16 protein-coding genes and 1 pseudogene are annotated in these 17257 nt (G+C 67.8%); 13 read left to right on the forward strand and 4 right to left on the reverse strand.

The window, feature by feature from the left end:
• Window positions 1-362 precede the first annotated feature (362 nt).
• From HWX25_RS03435 to HWX25_RS03470, 8 genes are all read left to right on the forward strand, one after another.
• Window positions 363-1448: an LLM class flavin-dependent oxidoreductase gene (locus tag HWX25_RS03435; protein ID WP_175907108.1), complete on the forward strand. Its 1086-nt coding sequence runs from the start codon at window positions 363-365 to the stop codon at window positions 1446-1448.
• Window positions 1449-1468: 20 nt separating this feature from the next.
• Entirely contained in the window at window positions 1469-2314 is an 846-nt protein-coding gene (locus HWX25_RS03440) for a class II aldolase/adducin family protein (protein ID WP_175907110.1), read from the forward strand.
• 36 nt (window positions 2315-2350) lie between these two features.
• Complete coding sequence (locus HWX25_RS03445; RefSeq protein ID WP_059689977.1) at window positions 2351-3385, forward strand: ABC transporter substrate-binding protein; 1035 nt, start codon at window positions 2351-2353, stop codon at window positions 3383-3385.
• A 4-nt stretch (window positions 3386-3389) separates the two neighbouring features.
• Window positions 3390-4490, forward strand: a complete 1101-nt coding sequence (locus HWX25_RS03450) for an ABC transporter permease (protein ID WP_175907112.1) — start codon at window positions 3390-3392, stop codon at window positions 4488-4490.
• Window positions 4484-5308 carry an ABC transporter ATP-binding protein gene (locus HWX25_RS03455; protein ID WP_175907114.1) on the forward strand — a complete coding sequence of 275 codons (825 nt, stop codon included), beginning with the start codon at window positions 4484-4486 and terminating at the stop codon, window positions 5306-5308. The genes HWX25_RS03450 and HWX25_RS03455 overlap by 7 nt, the downstream gene beginning before the upstream one ends.
• Before the next feature lie 50 nt (window positions 5309-5358).
• Window positions 5359-6540 (forward strand): cytochrome c, encoded by a 1182-nt coding sequence (locus HWX25_RS03460; protein ID WP_175907116.1) that lies wholly within the window; start codon window positions 5359-5361, stop codon window positions 6538-6540.
• A 38-nt stretch (window positions 6541-6578) separates the two neighbouring features.
• The gene (locus tag HWX25_RS03465; protein ID WP_175907118.1) at window positions 6579-7538 is read left to right on the forward strand and encodes an ABC transporter substrate-binding protein; all 960 of its coding nucleotides are present in this window, start codon (window positions 6579-6581) and stop codon (window positions 7536-7538) included.
• Window positions 7539-7637: 99 nt separating this feature from the next.
• Complete coding sequence (locus HWX25_RS03470; RefSeq protein ID WP_059525223.1) at window positions 7638-8504, forward strand: MOSC N-terminal beta barrel domain-containing protein; 867 nt, start codon at window positions 7638-7640, stop codon at window positions 8502-8504.
• Window positions 8505-8585: 81 nt separating this feature from the next.
• Here the strand turns inward: HWX25_RS03470 and HWX25_RS03475 are convergent, their stop codons facing one another.
• Window positions 8586-9983 carry a sensor histidine kinase gene (locus HWX25_RS03475; RefSeq protein ID WP_175907321.1) on the reverse strand — a complete coding sequence of 466 codons (1398 nt, stop codon included), beginning with the start codon at window positions 9981-9983 and terminating at the stop codon, window positions 8586-8588.
• 127 nt (window positions 9984-10110) lie between these two features.
• Window positions 10111-10785 (reverse strand): response regulator, encoded by a 675-nt coding sequence (locus HWX25_RS03480; protein ID WP_059450182.1) that lies wholly within the window; start codon window positions 10783-10785, stop codon window positions 10111-10113.
• Window positions 10786-10910: 125 nt separating this feature from the next.
• On the opposite strand from HWX25_RS03480, the gene HWX25_RS03485 reads away from it, so the two are divergent.
• The 4 genes from HWX25_RS03485 (at window position 10911) to HWX25_RS03500 (ending at window position 16170) form a co-directional block, all read left to right on the forward strand.
• Window positions 10911-12011: an ABC transporter substrate-binding protein gene (locus HWX25_RS03485; protein WP_175907120.1), complete on the forward strand. Its 1101-nt coding sequence runs from the start codon at window positions 10911-10913 to the stop codon at window positions 12009-12011.
• Between the two features lie 114 nt (window positions 12012-12125).
• The gene (locus tag HWX25_RS03490) at window positions 12126-13898 is read left to right on the forward strand and encodes an iron ABC transporter permease (RefSeq protein WP_175907121.1); all 1773 of its coding nucleotides are present in this window, start codon (window positions 12126-12128) and stop codon (window positions 13896-13898) included.
• Window positions 13891-14958 (forward strand): ABC transporter ATP-binding protein, encoded by a 1068-nt coding sequence (locus tag HWX25_RS03495; protein WP_175907123.1) that lies wholly within the window; start codon window positions 13891-13893, stop codon window positions 14956-14958. The genes HWX25_RS03490 and HWX25_RS03495 overlap by 8 nt, the downstream gene beginning before the upstream one ends.
• Before the next feature lie 138 nt (window positions 14959-15096).
• Window positions 15097-16170: a porin gene (locus HWX25_RS03500; protein WP_175907125.1), complete on the forward strand. Its 1074-nt coding sequence runs from the start codon at window positions 15097-15099 to the stop codon at window positions 16168-16170.
• Window positions 16171-16316: 146 nt separating this feature from the next.
• Here the strand turns inward: HWX25_RS03500 and HWX25_RS03505 are convergent, their stop codons facing one another.
• Window positions 16317-16817, reverse strand: coding sequence for a hypothetical protein (locus tag HWX25_RS03505; protein ID WP_244138727.1), 501 nt, complete (start codon window positions 16815-16817; stop codon window positions 16317-16319).
• Entirely contained in the window at window positions 16814-17008 is a 195-nt protein-coding gene (locus HWX25_RS33345) for a DUF6402 family protein (protein ID WP_244138731.1), read from the reverse strand. Before HWX25_RS33345 ends, HWX25_RS03505 begins: the two co-directional genes overlap by 4 nt.
• On the opposite strand from HWX25_RS33345, the pseudogene HWX25_RS33350 reads away from it, so the two are divergent.
• A pseudogene (locus tag HWX25_RS33350) lies at window positions 16981-17104 on the forward strand (helix-turn-helix domain-containing protein); the annotation flags it as partial. The gene HWX25_RS33345 and the pseudogene HWX25_RS33350 sit on opposite strands and share 28 nt — an antisense overlap.
• Between the last annotated feature and the right edge of the window lie 153 nt (window positions 17105-17257).

Consider the following 17257-nt stretch of genomic DNA (forward strand, 5'->3'; position numbering starts at 1 on the left):
CGGCGGATGGCGCAGCGGCGCGTGAAGCCGGCGGCGACCGGTTGCGCACTCGCGCGCCGTGCCGGTTCGCGGACGTTTGCCGCGAATGCGTGCGCACGCATCGGCATTCGCACCGGGCCGCATGCCGAGCCGGTTCCCGCCCGGCGCGAAAGCCCCGCCCGACACGCCCCGACGCCCTTTCTACGCCATCGCGAGCCCATAGCGTATGCGCAACGCACACGCGGCCAAACCATGCAAATCTGATATTCAAATCGGGATTGATTATTTCCGTTCCGCATGATCCCGGCGGTAATCTGCGCTCCATTCCCGCCCCCGCCGGCCGTTGCCGGCCGCGTGGGGCCGTCCTTGTATCGGAGACCCAGATGAGCGTCGAATTCATCGGCATGATCCAGAGCCAGAAGCAGTCGGAAATCCATCCACCTGCCGGCCCCGTCGTCGACCCCGACTACGTGCGCGACTTCGCCCGCGCACACGAAACGGCCGGCTTCGACCGGATCCTCGTCCCGCACCATTCGACCGGCCCGTCCGCGACGCTGACGATCGCGTTCGCCGCCGCCGCGACCGAGCGCATTCACTTCATGCTCGCGCATCGTCCGGGCTTCACCGCGCCGACGCTCGCCGCGCGGCAGATCGCGACGCTCGATCAGTTCAGCCGCGGACGGCTCGCCGTGCACTTCATCTCCGGCGGCTCGGACAGCGAGCAGCAACGCGACGGCGACTTCCTCGACCACGACGCACGCTACGCACGCACCGACGAATATCTCGGCATCCTGCGCCGCATCTGGACCGAAACGCAGCCGTTCGATCACGACGGCGCGCACTACCGCTTCACGCAGGGTTTTTCGGAAGTGAAGCCGTTCCAGCAGCCGCATGTGCCGATCTACTTCGGCGGCGCCTCGGAAGCGGCGCTGCAAGTCGCCGGTAGGCACGCGGACGTCTATGCGCTGTGGGGCGAATCGCTCGACCAGGTGCGCGACCTGACGACCCGCGTGCGCGCCGAAGCCGCGAAGCACGGCCGGCAGGTGCGCTTCTCCGTGTCGTTCCGGCCAATCCTCGCGGCGACCGAAGACGAAGCATGGGCGCGCGCGCACCGGATCCTCGACGAAACGCGCCGGCTGCGCGAAGCGGCCGGCCTCGGCAGCGGCGGCCCGCAGCAGAGCGAAGGCGCGCGGCGCCTGCTCGCCGCGGCCGAACGCGGCTCGCGCGTCGACAAGCGGCTGTGGACCGAGATCGCAAAGCTCACCGGCGCGCGCTCGAATTCGACCGCGCTGGTCGGCACGCCCGAACAGGTCGCCGACGCGCTGCTCGACTACTACGACCTCGGCGTGACGACGTTCCTGATCCGCGGCTTCGATCCGCTCGAAGATGCGATCGACTACGGTCGAGAACTGATTCCGCGCGTGCGCAGCGCCGTCGCCGCACGCGACGCGGCGCGCCGCGCGGCCTGACGCAAAGGGAGACGCCGATCATGTCCGCCGTCCTGGCTTCGTCATCGCCCGCGCGCACCGCGTCGGGCCTCGTCCTCGCCGACACGCCGCGCCAGCATTTCTGGTTCGATCCGCCCGCGCCGCGCGTCGACGTCGCCGCCGAGCGCCGCCACCGGCAGGAGCGGCTCGCGGCCGCGTTCCGCCTGTTCGCGCGCTTCGGCTTCGCGTCGGGCCTCGCCGGCCACATCACCGCGCGCGACCCCGAACTGCCCGACCACTTCTGGGTGAATCCGCTCGGCGTGCATTTCTCGCGGATCAAGGTATCGGACCTGCTGCTCGTCAACGCACGCGGCGAAACCGCGATCGGCAACCGGCCGCTGAACAAGGCCGCGTTCGCGATCCACGCGGCGATTCACGACGCGCATCCGCACATCGTCGCCGCCGCGCACACGCATTCGACCTACGGCAAGGCGTGGTCGACGCTCGGCCGCCCGCTCGACCCGCTGACGCAGGACGCGTGCGTGTTCTACGAGGATCACGCGCTGTTCGACGACTTCACGGGCATGGTCGTCGACACGAGCGAAGGCGCACGGATCGCGGACGCGCTCGCGAAGCCCGACGGAACCACGCATAAGGGCGTGATCCTGAAGAACCACGGCATCCTGACGGCCGGCCCGACGGTCGAGGCCGCCGCGTGGTGGTACATCGCGCTCGACAACGCCGCGCACACGCAGTTGCTGGCCGAAGCGGCCGGCACGCCGCAACCGATCGATCACGCGACCGCGCGACACACGCATGGCCAGATCGGCGGCCCCGACGGCGCATTGCACGCGTTCGACAGCCTGTTCGCGCGCGTCGTCGCCGACGAACCCGACCTGCTCGACTGAGCGCCCTGCCGCACGACCGGAACCGGAGACCACACGATGACCGAACCCACCGCACCCGCGCCGACCGGCGCCCATGACGACAAGCGCCGCCGGCTGCTGCGCGCGGCCGGCGCCGCCGCGCTCGCCGCGCCGGCGATCACGCTCGGCCGCAAAGCATGGTCCGCGCCGCCGCTGAAGAAGCTCACGTTCGCGTGGAACCAGAACGCGTTCTGCCTGACGCCGATCGTCGTCGCGCAGGAAAACGGCTTCTTCGAGAAGAACGGGCTGAAGGTCGAGCTGATCAACTACAGCGGATCGACCGACCAGTTGCTCGAATCGATCGCGACCGGCAAGGCCGACGCGGCGGTCGGGATGATTCACCGCTGGCTGAAACCGCTCGAAGCCGGCTTCGACGTGAAGATCATCGGCAGCTCGCACGGCGGGTGCGTCCGGCTGCTCGGCGCGAAGACGGCCGGCGTGACGACGCTGCAGGCGCTGAAGGGCAAGACGGTCGGCGTCAGCGATCTCGCGGCACCCGGCAAGCACTTCTTCTCGATCCTGCTCGCGAAGAACGGCATCGATCCCGAACGCGACATCACGTGGCGGCAGTATCCGGCCGATCTGCTCGGCGTCGCGGTCGACAAGGGCGAGATCCAGGCGATCGCCGACGGCGACCCGAATCTCTATCTGCTCGAAAAGCGCAGCAACGGCGCATATACGGAACTCGCGACGAACCTGTCCGGCGAATACGCGCGCAAGGTGTGCTGCGTGATCGGCGCGCGCGGCGACCTCGTGCGCAACGACCGGCCGGCGGCCGCCGCGCTCGCGCGCTCGATCGTGCAGGCAACCGAATACACGCACGACAACCCGAACGAAGCCGCGAAGGCGTTCGCGAAGTATTCGCCGAAGATCAATCCGGAAGATCTGCGCAAGCTGTACGCGACGCTGACCTACACGCACCACCCGACCAACGTCGATCTGCAGCAGGAAATCGCGTTCTACGCGGACGATTTCCGCCGGATCAGCGTGCTGAAGAAGAGCACCGACCCGCAGCGCTTCGCGCAGCAGGTCTATGCGAACGTGCTGGGGTGACGCGATGTCGACGATCGAACACGCGTCCGCAGCGCGCACCGCATCCGCAACCGCAACCGGCAGTACCGCCGCCGCGCCTGCCACGTCCCGCGCAGCATGCACGGCCTGCGACGCGACGCTCGCGGCCGAAGCCCGCCGTGCGCGTACCTGGCCGACCGGCGTCGTCGCGGCGCTCGCGTGGGCCGCGCTCGGCGCGGTGACTGCCGTGTGGCCGAACCGCGTCGTCGGTTTCACCGACTGGGCATACACCGACACGTTCGGCATCGCCGCGTGGGCGATCGCCGCGCTGCTGCTGGTCGCCGCGACGCTCGGCCATCGCGTGCCGGCCACGCGCGCGCGACTTGCCCGCGTGCGCCCGGCCGGCCCGTGGCTCGTCGCACTGCCGCTCGTGCTTGCCGCGTGGGAAATCGTCACGGCCAAAACCGGTTGGCTGCCGACGCCGTTCTTCGCGCCGCCGCAAGCATTGATCGAGGTCTACGTCGACGACTGGCCGCGCCTCGCCGGCAGCGCCGGCAATACGCTGAAGCTGCTTTCGCTCGGGTTCGCGTACGGCGTCGCGGTCGGGTTCGCGGTCGGCGTATCGATCGGCTGGTCGCGCCGCATCGGCTACTGGGTGCATCCGGTGCTGCGCGTGCTCGGCCCGGTGCCGGCCACCGCGCTGCTGCCACTCACGTTCTACTTCTTCCCGACGAGCTATTCGGCCGCCGCGTTCCTGATCGCGCTGTCGACCGGCTTCCCGGTCGCGGTGCTGACGTGGTCGGGCGTCGCGAGCGTGAACCGGCAGTACTACGACGTCGCGCGCACGCTCGGCGCGAATGCGCGCTTCCTGGTGCTGCGCGTCGCGATTCCCGCCGCGCTGCCGCACGTGTTCGTCGGCATCTTCATGGGGCTGAGCGCATCGTTCACGGTGCTCGTCGTCGCCGAGATGATGGGCGTCAAGTCGGGGCTCGGCTGGTACCTGAGCTGGGCGCAGGGCTGGGCATCGTACGTGAACATGTATGCGGCGCTGATCGTGATGGCGCTGCTGTTTTCCGGGCTGATCGCGCTGCTGTTCGCGGTGCGCGACCGCGTGCTCGCGTGGCAGAAAGGAACCGTCAAATGGTAAGCGCCGCCGCTCTCGAATCGTCCGTCTCGACGGCCCCCGCCACGCCCGATGCCACGGCGCCGCGCGGCGCGCGCATCGACATTCGCCGCGTGAGCCATGCGTTCGACGGCCCCGGCGGCCCGCTGCCGGTGCTCGACGACGTCACGCTGTCGGTCGCGGCCGGCGAATTCGTCGCGCTGCTCGGCCCGAGCGGCTGCGGAAAATCGACGCTGCTGCGGCTCGTCGCGGGCCTCGACGCCGCGCGCCAAGGCCGAATCGCGCAGGACGGCGTGCCGATCGAGCGGCCCGATCCGTCGCGCATCGTCGTGTTCCAGGATCCGACGCTCTACCCGTGGCGCCGCGTGCGCGCGAACGTCGCGCTCGGCCTCGAGGCGCGCGGCGTGGCTCGCACCGCGCAACATCGCGTCGACGATGCGCTCGCGCGCGTCGGGCTGCAGGAATTCTCGAACGTGTTTCCGCATCAGTTGTCGGGCGGGATGGCGCAGCGTGTCGCGTTGGCACGCGCGCTCGTCAACGATCCGCGCCTGCTGATTCTCGACGAGCCGCTCGGCAAGCTCGATTCGCTGACGCGGTTGACGATGCAGGCCGAGTTGACCGCGCTGTGGCAACGCGACGGCTTTTCCGCGCTGCTCGTCACGCACGATGTCGAGGAAGCGCTGTTTCTCGCGCAGCGCGTGATCGTGTTCGGCCCGCGTCCCGCGCGGATCGTCGCGGAACTGCGCGTCGACCTGCCCTATCCGCGCCATCGCGGCGATCCGCGTCTCGCGGAACTGCGCCACGAAGCGCTGCGGCATCTCGGACTCGATGCGAGCTGGTAGATGCCGAGTGCCGCTGGCAGGATGGCCCGCGCACGGCAAAGGCCGCCCCGATGAATGCACCGCCGTTCGCCGACTGGGCGCTGCTGTTCCTGCAACTGCTGTATCGCGCGCAGATCGCGTTCGTCCGGGCGCTGCATGCGGCGGGCCTGACCGGGGACACCGACGGACAGGCCGCGTGGCCCTGGGCACACCGGATCGCGCTCGAAACGCTGCGCATCGATGCCGGGCTCACGCGACAGCTTGCGGTCGCTTGCGCGGCAACCGCGTTCGCCGTGGCGCTGGGCGCCATCGCGCTCGTTTCGCGCAAGTGGCGGGCGGCATCGGCGATCGCCGCACTCGCCGTCGCGTGGTTCGCGCCGTGGCCGCCGGCATCGCTGTGGCTCGCACCCGCGGTGCCGACCAGTTTCCAGCGCAATCCCGCGCCGCTTTCCGTCACGAACGTGATGCACGGTGCGCACCTGTATGCGCGGCATTGCGCGGCATGTCACGGCGCGGACGGCCGCGGCGAAGGGCCGCTCGCGGCAACGCTCGCGCATTGGCCGCCGACCTTCGCGGGCGCGCTGCTCGCCCGCCGGCTCGACGGCGAACTGTATTGGCGCGTGCGGCACGGTATGCACGACGCGCGCGGCGCGGCGTCGATGCCGGGCTTTGCCGCGACGCTCGGCCCGGCCGACACGTGGGCCGTGCTTGCCTACCTGAACGCGCTGTCGGCGGGCAGCGGCGCACGGGCGGAAGGTGCGTGGCCCGTGCCCGTTCCGCTGCCCGCGCTCGACGTGCGTTGCGGCAGCGCCGCGCCGCAGCCGCTCGAGCGCTGGCGCGAAGGCCAGCGCGTGCGCGTCGTTGCGCTCGCGCCGGGCAGAGCACTGCCGACGGAGGATCCGCGCTGGCAGACGCTGCTCGTCACCGCCGACGACACGCCCGCGCCAACAGCAACCGGCCCGCGCGCAAACTGCGTCGCGTCGACGCCGGGTGCATGGCAAGCGTTCGCGACGATCGCCGGCGTGCCGCCCGAGACGTTCGGCGGCACGCAACTGCTTGCCGACCGGCGCGGCTGGCTGCGGGCGCGCGCGTTGCCGGGCAGCGCGGGCTGGTCGGCCGACGATTTGTTGTGCCGCTCGGATGCGACCGCCCGGCCGTCCGCCGCCCCCGCGAACGTCGATCCGCTGACCGCGCTGCTGCTGCGTGTGGACGCTGAACCCGTGCGCGACGTGCAGGCTGGGCTCCCGCATTGAATCCCTGAACCGTTTCCTCCGATCGACCGAACTTCACGATGAATCCGACCCGACGTCACTTTCTCGCGCAAGCGAGCGCCCTCGCCGCCGCCACCCTCGCCGTCGCGCCGACCGCGTTGCACGCGCAATCGGGCACGCGACCGCTGCTGCGTGCCGGCGACCAGAAAGGCGGACTGCGCGCGCTGCTCGAAGCGGCCGGCGAACTGAACGGCCTCGCATACGACATCGCGTGGACCGAATTCCCGGCGGCCGCGCCGCTGGCCGAAGCGCTGAACGCGGCGGCCGTCGACTGCGGACCGATCGGCGACGCACCGGTGATCTTCGCGCTCGCATCGGGCGCGCGCATCAAGGTGATCGGCGCGAACCGCTCCGACCCGTACGGCACCGCCGTGCTCGTGCGGCCCGACGCGACGCTGAAAAACGCCGCCGACCTGAAAGGCAAGCGCATCGGCACCACGCGCGGCTCGATCGGCCATTTCGTCACGCTGAAGGCGCTCGACGCCGCAGGCCTGCCGCCCGACGCCGTATCGTTCCGCTTCTTGCCGCCGGCCGACACGATGCTTGCGCTCGCAACCGGTTCGATCGACGCGTGGGCGACGTGGGAGCCCTATACCGCGCTCGCCGAAACGAGCGGCCGCGCGCGCGTGCTCGTCAACGGCCGCGGCCTGTGGTCGGGCCTCAGCTACGTCGCGGCGACCGGCGCGGCGATCGCATCGAAGCGCGACGTGCTGCGCGACTTCCTGCAACGCGTCGTGCGCGCGCAGGCCTGGTCGTACCGGCACGTCGACGCGTATTCGGCCGCGCTCGCTCGCATCGTCGGCATCCCGCCGGCGGCCGCGAAGCTGCAGTTCGAGCGCCGCAACACACGCTGGCAGCCGATCGACGCGACGGTGATCGCCGAGCAGCAACGCACGGCCGACTTCTACCTGAAGGCCGGGCTGCTGCGCCAGCCGCTCGACGTGCGCACGACCTTCGACCTCGGCTTTCCGCTGGCGTGACGCGACGCGCGGCGCGGCGTGATGGCCTGCAACCGCCCAAACGGCTTCCGCATGATCTGGCACAATCGCGATTCGACCATCCCGCCTTCAGCCAGCGTCATGCCAGCCATTTCCGAACTCTTCGTCTATCCGATCAAATCCTGCGCCGGCATCGCGCTGTCGCGTGCGCAGCTGCTCGAAACGGGCCTCGCGTACGACCGCCACTGGCTGATCACCACGCCGGACGGAATGATGATCACACAGCGCACGCACCCGCGCCTCGCGCTGATCCGCACCGCGCTCGAGCACGATGCGCTCGTGCTGAACGCGCCGGGCATGCCCGAGATCCGCACGCCGCTCGACGGCGATGCGACGCCCGCCACACCGAAGATGGCCGCGACCGTCTGGCGCGACACCGTCGACGCGATCGACACGGGCGCCGAAACGGCCGCGTGGCTCACCGAATTCCTCGGCGTGCCGTTGAAGCTTGCGCGCTTCGGCGCCGAGTCGCGCCGCGGCTGCAACCGCAAATGGACCGGCGACATCGACACGCACACGCAGTTCGCGGACGGCTACCCGCTGCTCGTGATCGGCCAGTCGTCGCTCGACGACCTGAACGCGAAGCTCGTCGCGAAAGGCGCGCCGGCGATTCCGATGAACCGCTTCCGCCCGAACATCGTCGTGTCGGATCTCGATGCATACGAAGAAGATTTTGTCGAACATCTCGACGCCGAAGGCGACACGCCCGTGCGGCTGCGCCTCGTGAAACTGTGCACGCGCTGCCCGATGCCGACGATCGACCAGGTGACCGGCGCGCCGAACCCGGAATGGCCGCACGAGCCGACCGACACGATGCAGACCTATCGCGCGCATCCGAACTACGACGACGCGCTGACGTTCGGCATCAACGCGATCGTCGTCGAAGGCGCGGGCGCGTGGCTCGAGGTCGGGCAGTCGCTCGAAGCGGAGATCGGGTTCGGCGACTGAGCGGATCGGTCGAAACAGCGCGACGGCGTATCGCTTTCGCCGTCGCCACTCACTGCGGTTGCGTCGAGCGCGGCCCGCCTTCTATTGCGCCGCCGGAACCGTCGGCAGCATCACCGTCACGACCAACCCGCCGCCCGCCGCATCGGTCAGCGTCACGCTGCCCTGATGCACGCGCGCGATCTCGCGCACGATCGACAGCCCGAGCCCCGTGCCTTCGACCGTCTGCGTCTTGCTGCCGCGATGGAAGCGCTCGAACACCGCGTCGCGCTCGGCCGCCGGAATGCCCGGCCCGTTGTCGATCACGTCGAGCCGCGCATGTTCGCCGTCGCGCGACACGCGCACCGTGATCACCGCACGGTCGCCCGAATAACGGATCGCGTTGTCGATCAGGTTGCCGATCATTTCGCCGAGCAGATCCGGCTGACCGTGCACGTCGACGTCGGCCTCGTGCTCGAAGCCGAGATCGATGTCGCGCGCCCGCGCCACCGGCGACCAGTCGAGCGTCACGCTGCGCGCCAGCCGATGCAACGCGACCGGCTGGTGCGCGACCGCATGGCCGCTGTCCGAATCGAGCCGCGACAGCGACAGCAACTGCTGGACGATCTTCGCGGCCTGCCGCACCGCACCGTTCACGCGCCGCAAATGCACGTTCACGCGCGGTTGCTCGTCCGGCCGCAAGGCCAGTTCGACGCCGGCCTGCACGGCGGCGAGCGGCGTCTTCAGCTGATGCGCCGCGTCCGCGAAGAAGCGCCGCCGCGCGACCTGCATCCGCTGCGTGCGGCCGATGTACTGGTTGATCGACTCGACCAGCGGCGCGAGCTCGCTCGGCATGCCGCCGGTGTCGAGCGGCGTCGGATCGCCGTCGGTACGCGCGGCGACCTTCGCGGACAGCCGGTTCAGCGGCCGCAGCCCGCGCCCGACGCCGAGCCACACGATCCCGAGTGCGAGCACGACGAGCAAGCCTTCCTGCAGCAGCGAGCCCATCAGGATTTCGCGCGCGAGCGCCTGGCGCCCCTCGATCGTTTCGCCGACCATCACCCATACGATGCGCGTCTGCGCGGTCGGCACGTCGTGCACCGGCACGCGCAACGCGGCCATGCGCAACTGTTCGCCGCGATAGACGACGTTGTAGTAGCGCGTGACGAACAGCGCGCCGTCGCCCGGCGGCAGCGGCAGGTCCGGATAGCCGGTGATCGTGTGGCCGTTGTCCTCGCGGATCAGGTAATAGATCTTGCCGCCGTCGCCCGACTCGAACATCTCGAGCGCGAGATACGGCAGGTCGACCTCGATCTCACCGTCGTTGAGCCGCACGCCTTCGCGGATCGACTTCAGCGACGACGACAGCGTGCGGTCGAACGCGACGTGCGCGGCGCTCATCGCGCGCTGGTACGTGAGCCACGAGTCGAGCGCGAGCAGCCCGAGCAGCGGCAGCAGCAGCCACAGCGCGACTTGCGTGCGCAGGTTCGGACGCCGGATCATCATGTCTGCCACCGGGCCGCCCCAAGCGCGGCATGCGCCCCCTCGGCGGGCAGCGGACGTGTCGATCCGGAATAGCGCTTCAGCGCATACGCCGGTCCGGTGCAAGGCCGGTGAGCGTGCGGTTGGTTCATCCGGCGGCCTTCGCTTCGAGCAGATACCCGAGCCCCCGCAGCGTGACGATCGCGACGCCGGTGTTTTCCAGCTTCTTGCGCAGCCGGTACACGTAGATCTCGATCGCGTCCGCGTTGACCGACTCGTCGAGCCCGAAGATCTTCTCCGACAGCGTCTCCTTGTTGATCGCGCGCCCGTTGCGCAGGATCAACACCTCCAGCACCGAGCGCTCGCGCGGCGTGAGCGGCAACGCTTCGCCGGCGAGGTGGAAGCTGCGATCGATACTGTCATACGAAAGCGGCCCGCATTCGACCCGCGAATGCTCGTGACCGAGACTGCGCCGGATCAGCGCGCGGGCGCGCGCCTCCAGCTCGGTCAGTTCGAACGGCTTCGCGAGATAGTCGTCGGCCCCGAGATCGAGCCCCTTCACGCGGTCCTCGACCGAGCCGTGCGCGGTCAGGATCAGCACCGGCACCGGATTGCGGCGCGCGCGCAACCGCCGCAGCACCTCGAGCCCGTCGAGCTTCGGCAGCCCGAGATCGAGGATCACCAGCGCGTAGTCCTGGGTGCGCAGCACGTGATCCGCCGCCTCCCCGTCCGCCATGTGATCGACCGCGAAACGCGCGGCGCTCAGCGCGTCGTTCAGCGACTGCGCCAGGTTCGGGTTGTCTTCGACGAGCAGCACACGCATGGGGACCTCGGGAAATCCATGACACAAAGGACGCTATTGTGAACCGAAATGAAAGCAGGCTGAAAGTGCCTCGCAATTAACATCCGCGTCACTCGAACAACACACACGCATCACTGGAGGAAGACATGCCGTTTGCACCGAAGCAACTCGCCGCCGCGCTGGCGATCGTCCTGGGCACCACCGCCGGCGCCGCCGTCGCGCAGGTTCCGGTCGGATATCCGGGTAACTACCAAGGCGTCGTCGACGCCGCGAAGAAGGAAGGCAAGCTGATCGTCTACTCGACGACCGACACGGGCCTCGTGCGCCCGCTGATCAAGGACTTCGAAAGCCTGTACGGCGTGAAGGTCGAGTACAACGACATGAACAGCACCGAGCTCTACAACCGCTACATCAGCGAGAACGCGGCGAGCAGCACGAGCGCCGACGTGCTGTGGAGCTCGGCGATGGACCTGCAGGTCAAGCTCGTCAACGACGGCCTGATGACGTCGTACGATTCGCCCGAAAGCGCGAACGTGCCGCAATGGGCGCAATACCAGAAGCAGGCGTACGGCACGACGTTCGAGCCGCTCGCGATCGTCTACAACAAGCGGCTGATTCCCGAGAACGAGGTGCCGAAGACGCGCGCCGACCTGATCAAGCTGCTCACGTCGCAACCCGACAAATTCAAAGGCAAGCTGACGACGTACGACGTCGAGAAATCCGGCGTCGGCTTCAACGCGCTGACGCAGGACGCGCACCTGAACGAGAAGGTCACGTGGGAGCTCGTGAAGGCGATTGGCGCGACCGGTCCGAAGCTGCAGTCGAGCACCGGCGCGATGATGGAGCGCATCTCGTCGGGCGAGAACCTGATCGGCTACAACATCATCGGCTCGTATGCGTACGCGAAGGCGAAGAAGGACAAGTCGATCGGCTACGTATTCCCGAAGGACTACACACAAGTCGTGAGCCGCCTGGCCACGATCTCGAAGAAGGCGAAAAACCCGAACGCCGCGAAGCTGTGGGTCGACTACCTGCTGTCGAAGCGCGGCCAGACGCTGATCGCGAACCAGGCGAACCTGTACGCGATTCGCACGGACGTGACCGGCGAAACGTCGGTCGCGAGCCTCACGAAGGAACTCGGCGATTCGCTGAAGCCGATCCCGATCGGCACCGGCCTGCTCGTCTATCTGGACCAGTCGAAGCGGCTCGCATTCCTCAAGCAATGGCAGCAGGCGATCAAGAGCTGATCCGCTGATCGGCTTCGGCCGACCGACGGCCGCCCGCCGCACGCCGCGCGGGCGGCCCCTTCCCCTTACCGACTTCCTAGAGGCGGCCATCCGGATGGCCGCAGGGGCGAACTCATGCTTTCAACCAGCACACGCGGGGCGGCGCCGGCCGTTCCGCCCACCACCGGCCCGGGCGGCGCGATCCCCGCGCTTCCGGCCAACGGCCTGCAGCCGCTCGCCGGCATGCTGCGCTGGCTCGTCGTCGCGGTGCTCACCGTCGCGGTCGCGCTGCCGCTCGGCTTCATCCTGTTCCAGAGCCTGCTGTCCGCGCCGTTCTTCGATGCGAACAAGACGCTCGGCATCGAAGGCTTCCGCTTCATCTTCACCGACCCGGACTTCTGGTCGGCCGTGAAGAACTCGTTCATCATCGCCGGCGGGATGCTGTTCATCTCGATCCCGCTCGGCGGCATTCTCGCGTTCCTGATGGTGCGCACCAACCTGCCCGGCCGCCGCTGGCTCGAACCGCTCCTGCTCACGCCCGTGTTCGTGTCGCCGATGGTGCTCGCGTTCGGCTACGTGGTCGCGGCCGGCCCGGTCGGCTTCTACTCGGTGTGGTTCAAGGAACTGTTCGGGGTGCAGAACGTACCCTGGAACGTCTACTCGATCTTCGCGATCACGGTGATCGTCGGCCTCACGCACGTGCCGCACGTGTACCTGTACTCGTCGGCCGCGCTGCGCAACCTCGGTTCGGACGTCGAGGAAGCCGCGCGCGTGACGGGCGCGCGCCCGTTCCGCGTCGCGCTCGACGTGAGCCTGCCGATGACCATGCCCGCACTGCTGTTCGCCGGCGTGCTCGTGTTCTTCCTCGGCTTCGAGGTGTTCGGGCTGCCGCTCGTGCTCGGCGATCCGGAAGGCCACCTCGTGCTCGCGACCTACCTGTACAAGCTGACCAACAAGCTCGGCGTGCCGTCGTATCACCTGATGGCCGCGGTCGCCGTGTGCATCGTCGCGATCACGTTCCCGCTCGTGCTGCTGCAGCGCCGTTTGCTGAAGACCGCGAACCGCTTCGTCACCGTGAAGGGCAAGGCCGGCCGCGCGACGGTGCTGCCGCTCGGCGTATGGCGCTGGGTCGCGCTCGCGATCGTCGCGCTATGGCTGATGCTGACGGTGATCGTGCCGATTTCCGGCATCGTGCTGCGTGCATTCGTGACCAACTGGGGCGAAGGTGTCACGCTCGCCGAAGTGCTGACGCTGTCGAACTTCATCGAGCTGTTCGAGCAGGACAACCTCGTGCGCGCGATCGTCAACACGCTCGGCATCGGCGTGATCGGCGGCGCGCTCGCGATCGGCTTCTACTCGCTCGTCGCGTTCGCCGGCCACCGCCGGCACGACTGGGCGACGAAACTGCTCGACTATCTCGTGCTGCTGCCGCGCGCGGTGCCCGGCCTGCTCGCCGGTCTCGCGTTTCTGTGGATCTTCCTGTTCGTCCCGGGCCTGCGCGAGCTGAAGAACTCGATGTGGAGCATCTGGATCGCGTACACGGTCGTGTGGCTCGCATACGGGATGCGGCTCATTCAAAGCGCGCTGCTGCAGGTCGGCCCCGAACTCGAGGAAGCCGGCCGCAGCGTCGGCGCGACGCGCAGCCGCGTGTCGCTCGACGTGACGCTGCCGCTCGTGCGTTTCGGCCTGCTCGCCGCGTGGCTCCTGATCTTCATGATCTTCGAGCGCGAATACTCGACCGCCGTCTACCTGCTGTCGCCCGGCACCGAAGTGATCGGCGCGCTGCTCGTGTCGCTGTGGGCGACCGGCGCCGTCGACCAGGTGGCCGCGCTCTCTGTCATCAACATCGCGATGGTCGGCGCCGGTCTCGGCGTGGCCCTGCGCTTCGGAGTGAAACTTCATGGATAAGCTCATCGTCGACGACCTGCATCTCAGCTACGGCGCCAACCCGATCCTCAAGGGCGTGTCGTTCGAACTGAAGGCCGGCGAAGTCGTGTGCCTGCTCGGCGCATCGGGCAGCGGCAAGACCACGCTGCTGCGCGCGGTGGCCGGCCTCGAACAGCCGTCCGACGGGCGCATCCAGCTCGACGACCGCGTGTTCTTCGACGGCGCGCGGCATGTCGACCTGCCGGTCGAACAGCGTTCGCTCGGCCTCGTGTTCCAGTCGTACGCGCTGTGGCCGCACCGCACCGTGGCCGACAACGTCGGCTACGGTCTCAAGCTGCGCCGCGTCGCGCCGGCCGAACAGAAGCGCCGCGTGCAGACCGCGCTCGATCAGCTCGGCCTCGGCCATCTCGCCGAACGCTTTCCGCATCAGTTGTCGGGCGGCCAGCAGCAGCGTGTCGCGATCGCACGCGCGCTCGTCTACAACCCGCCCGTGATCCTGCTCGACGAGCCGCTGTCGAACCTCGATGCGAAGCTGCGCGAGGAAGCGCGTGCGTGGCTGCGCGAGCTGATCGTGTCGCTCGGGCTGTCGGCGCTCTGCGTGACGCACGACCAGACCGAAGCGATGGCGATGTCCGACCGCATCCTGCTGCTGCGCAACGGCCGCATCGAACAGGAAGGCACGCCGGCCGAGCTGTACGGCGCGCCGCGCTCGCTGTACACGGCCGAGTTCATGGGCAGCAACAACCGCATCGACGCACGCGTCGCGGCCGTCGACGGCGAACGCGTGACGCTCGCCGGCGACGGCTGGGAACTGCAGGCGCTGGCCCGCGACACGTTCGCACCGGGCCAGGACGCACAGGCCGTGATCCGTCTCGAACGCGTGCAGGTCACCGACGGCCCTGGGGCGAACCGGCTGCAGGCCGATCTCGTCACGTCGATGTATCTCGGCGATCGCTGGGAATACCTGTTCCATTGCGGCGAGATGCGCCTGCGCGCGTTCGGCCACGTGCCGCGCGCGGCCGGCAAGCACTGGATCGAATTCCCGACCAACGACTGCTGGGCGTTCGCGAAAGCGGGCTGACCCGGGCGCGGCGTGCTCTGTGCGCCGCGCACGTCGAGCAAGGCAATGACAGACCGTCCGGCGAACGCTTTCCGGCGTTGGCCTCGACCGCGTCACACCCGTTTTACCCAACCCACAATAAATCAGGAGACACCGTCAATGAAATTTCGCGCAGCAGTCCTCACCAGCTCGGCCGCCGCGGCCTGCATCGCAACCCCCGTCGTGCACGCGCAGTCGTCGGTCACGATGTACGGGATCATGGATGCCGGCATCGAATACACGAACCATGCGGCGCCGGAGGGCGGCAGTTCCGTCAAGCTGAAGTCGGGCAACAAGAATACGTCGCGCTGGGGCCTGCGCGGCGTCGAGGATCTCGGTGGCGGGCTGAAGGCCGTGTTCCGCCTCGAAAGCGGAATCGATCTCGCGAACGGTGCGTTCGACGATGGCCCCGACTCGATCTTCGCGCGTCGCGCGACGGTCGGCCTGAAAGGCAAATGGGGCGAGCTGACGCTCGGCCGCAACTACACCGTCACGTACGACTACATGCTGCCGTTCGATCCGATGGGTTACGCGCAGAACTACTCGTGGGCGACATCGTCGATGGCGACGGGTGGCCGCAAGGACGGCATGTTCACGCGCTCGTCGAACGCGGTGCGCTATGACGGTGAATTCAGCGGCGTGAAGTTCGGCGCGATGTACGGCTTCGGCAATGTGCCGGGCAGCGTGAAGACCAGCTCGAAATACGACTTCGCGCTCGGCTACGAGACCGGCCCGTTCGCGGCGGTGCTCACGTTCGATCGACAGAACGGCGCGGCCGACAGCGTCACGCCGGCCGATACCGTCAACTACATCCAGGGTATTCACGCGGGCTTGAGCTACGACTTCGGCGACCTGAAGACAATGGCCGGCTATCGCAACTACAAGCGCACGTTTCGCACTGCGGCGGCGAACCAGTTGAGCGACACGTACTGGGTCGGCGGATCGTACCAGTTCACGCCGACGTTCTCGCTGATCGCGGCCGTCTATCACCAGAACGTCAAGGGTGGCAGCGATGCCGATCCGACGTTGGTGTCGGTGCGCGCGAATTACGCGCTGTCGAAGCGCACGGTGCTCTACGCGGCCGGTGCGTTCGCGATCGCGAAGCATGACCAGAAGGTCGGCGTGTCGCGCGATTTCGCCGGGTATGGCACCACGCAGGTCGGCGTGACGGCGGGGATTCAGCAGCGGTTCTGAGTCCTGTTCTGAGTCCTGGCTTGACGACAGGCGGCGGCACGCGCCGCCTGCCCGCCTCCATGCGATGCGGTCACTGGCACTCGCTCGCCATCGTGCGCCGAGCCTAATGCGCAGCACGACGTCGTACACGCACGGATCACTGTCTGCTACGGCAACATAGCCTTGAATCGATCAAACCGAGTAGGCGGCAGCCTGATCTCTCCCTCACTATCAACGGCGGTATCAAAGATCAGGGATTTCTTGGTCCATACCAAACGAACAGAATCCGGGGACTCGTAAGTCCGCTCGGCAAGCAATCGCATGTCGGATGTCCGATAGAGGCGTATAAGGATTCGATCCGCTCCGAGGTAGGCGTATTGCGCCGTATAGCGCCCCCCATTGTTCCTGGAAAGCTCGGTATCAAACCGCATCGCCTGTGAGCGTACGCGCGCATCCTTGTAGTAAGAACCGGCGCAGAACAACAAAGTGACAATTGCCAGACCGGAACCCAGTGCCTTCATTCCCGACTTCATTCGTCCAACGCGCCCCTCCTTGTGCGAGAGGCTGTATAAAACGACTATCAGCAGACAGACAACGGTTCCGGCCAGAACGAGTGCTGCAAGTGCAACCATTCCTGCACCTTGCATACCTATCGCCAGTCCATTCATTCGAAATACACCGTTATGGGTTTAGCTAACATGATTGGCCTATAGTCGGAAAATATGATGAAGTCGCCGCCTCGATGGTACCGTGCTTGCCACTCGCGGAACGAGCGATTCCGGACCGGATAGTAAATCTTCCCCGGTTCATAGAGGTTTGCGACCGTACTGCCTGCCGACGATCGCGCTCGATCTCGGATACGACGACATGAGCGCGTTTCATCGACATGTTCCGGCGGGCGATGGGGACGACGCCAGGGAAGTATATGGAGACGGAACGGCGAGCGGAGGGATAGGTGCGGCCGCCCGCAGGCGTGAACGGGCGCGGCCCACTTACTGATATGTCGGATTTTCGAACTGAACAGCACACATAGTTGACACGCTGCGCCGCGATTCGAAATCGTTCCTTCGGGTCTACCTGCCTGTCAATGACAGAACACTACCGTCGT

It is taken from the genome of Burkholderia sp. BCC1640 (assembly GCF_902833125.1).
GTDB lineage: Bacteria > Pseudomonadota > Gammaproteobacteria > Burkholderiales > Burkholderiaceae > Burkholderia > Burkholderia diffusa.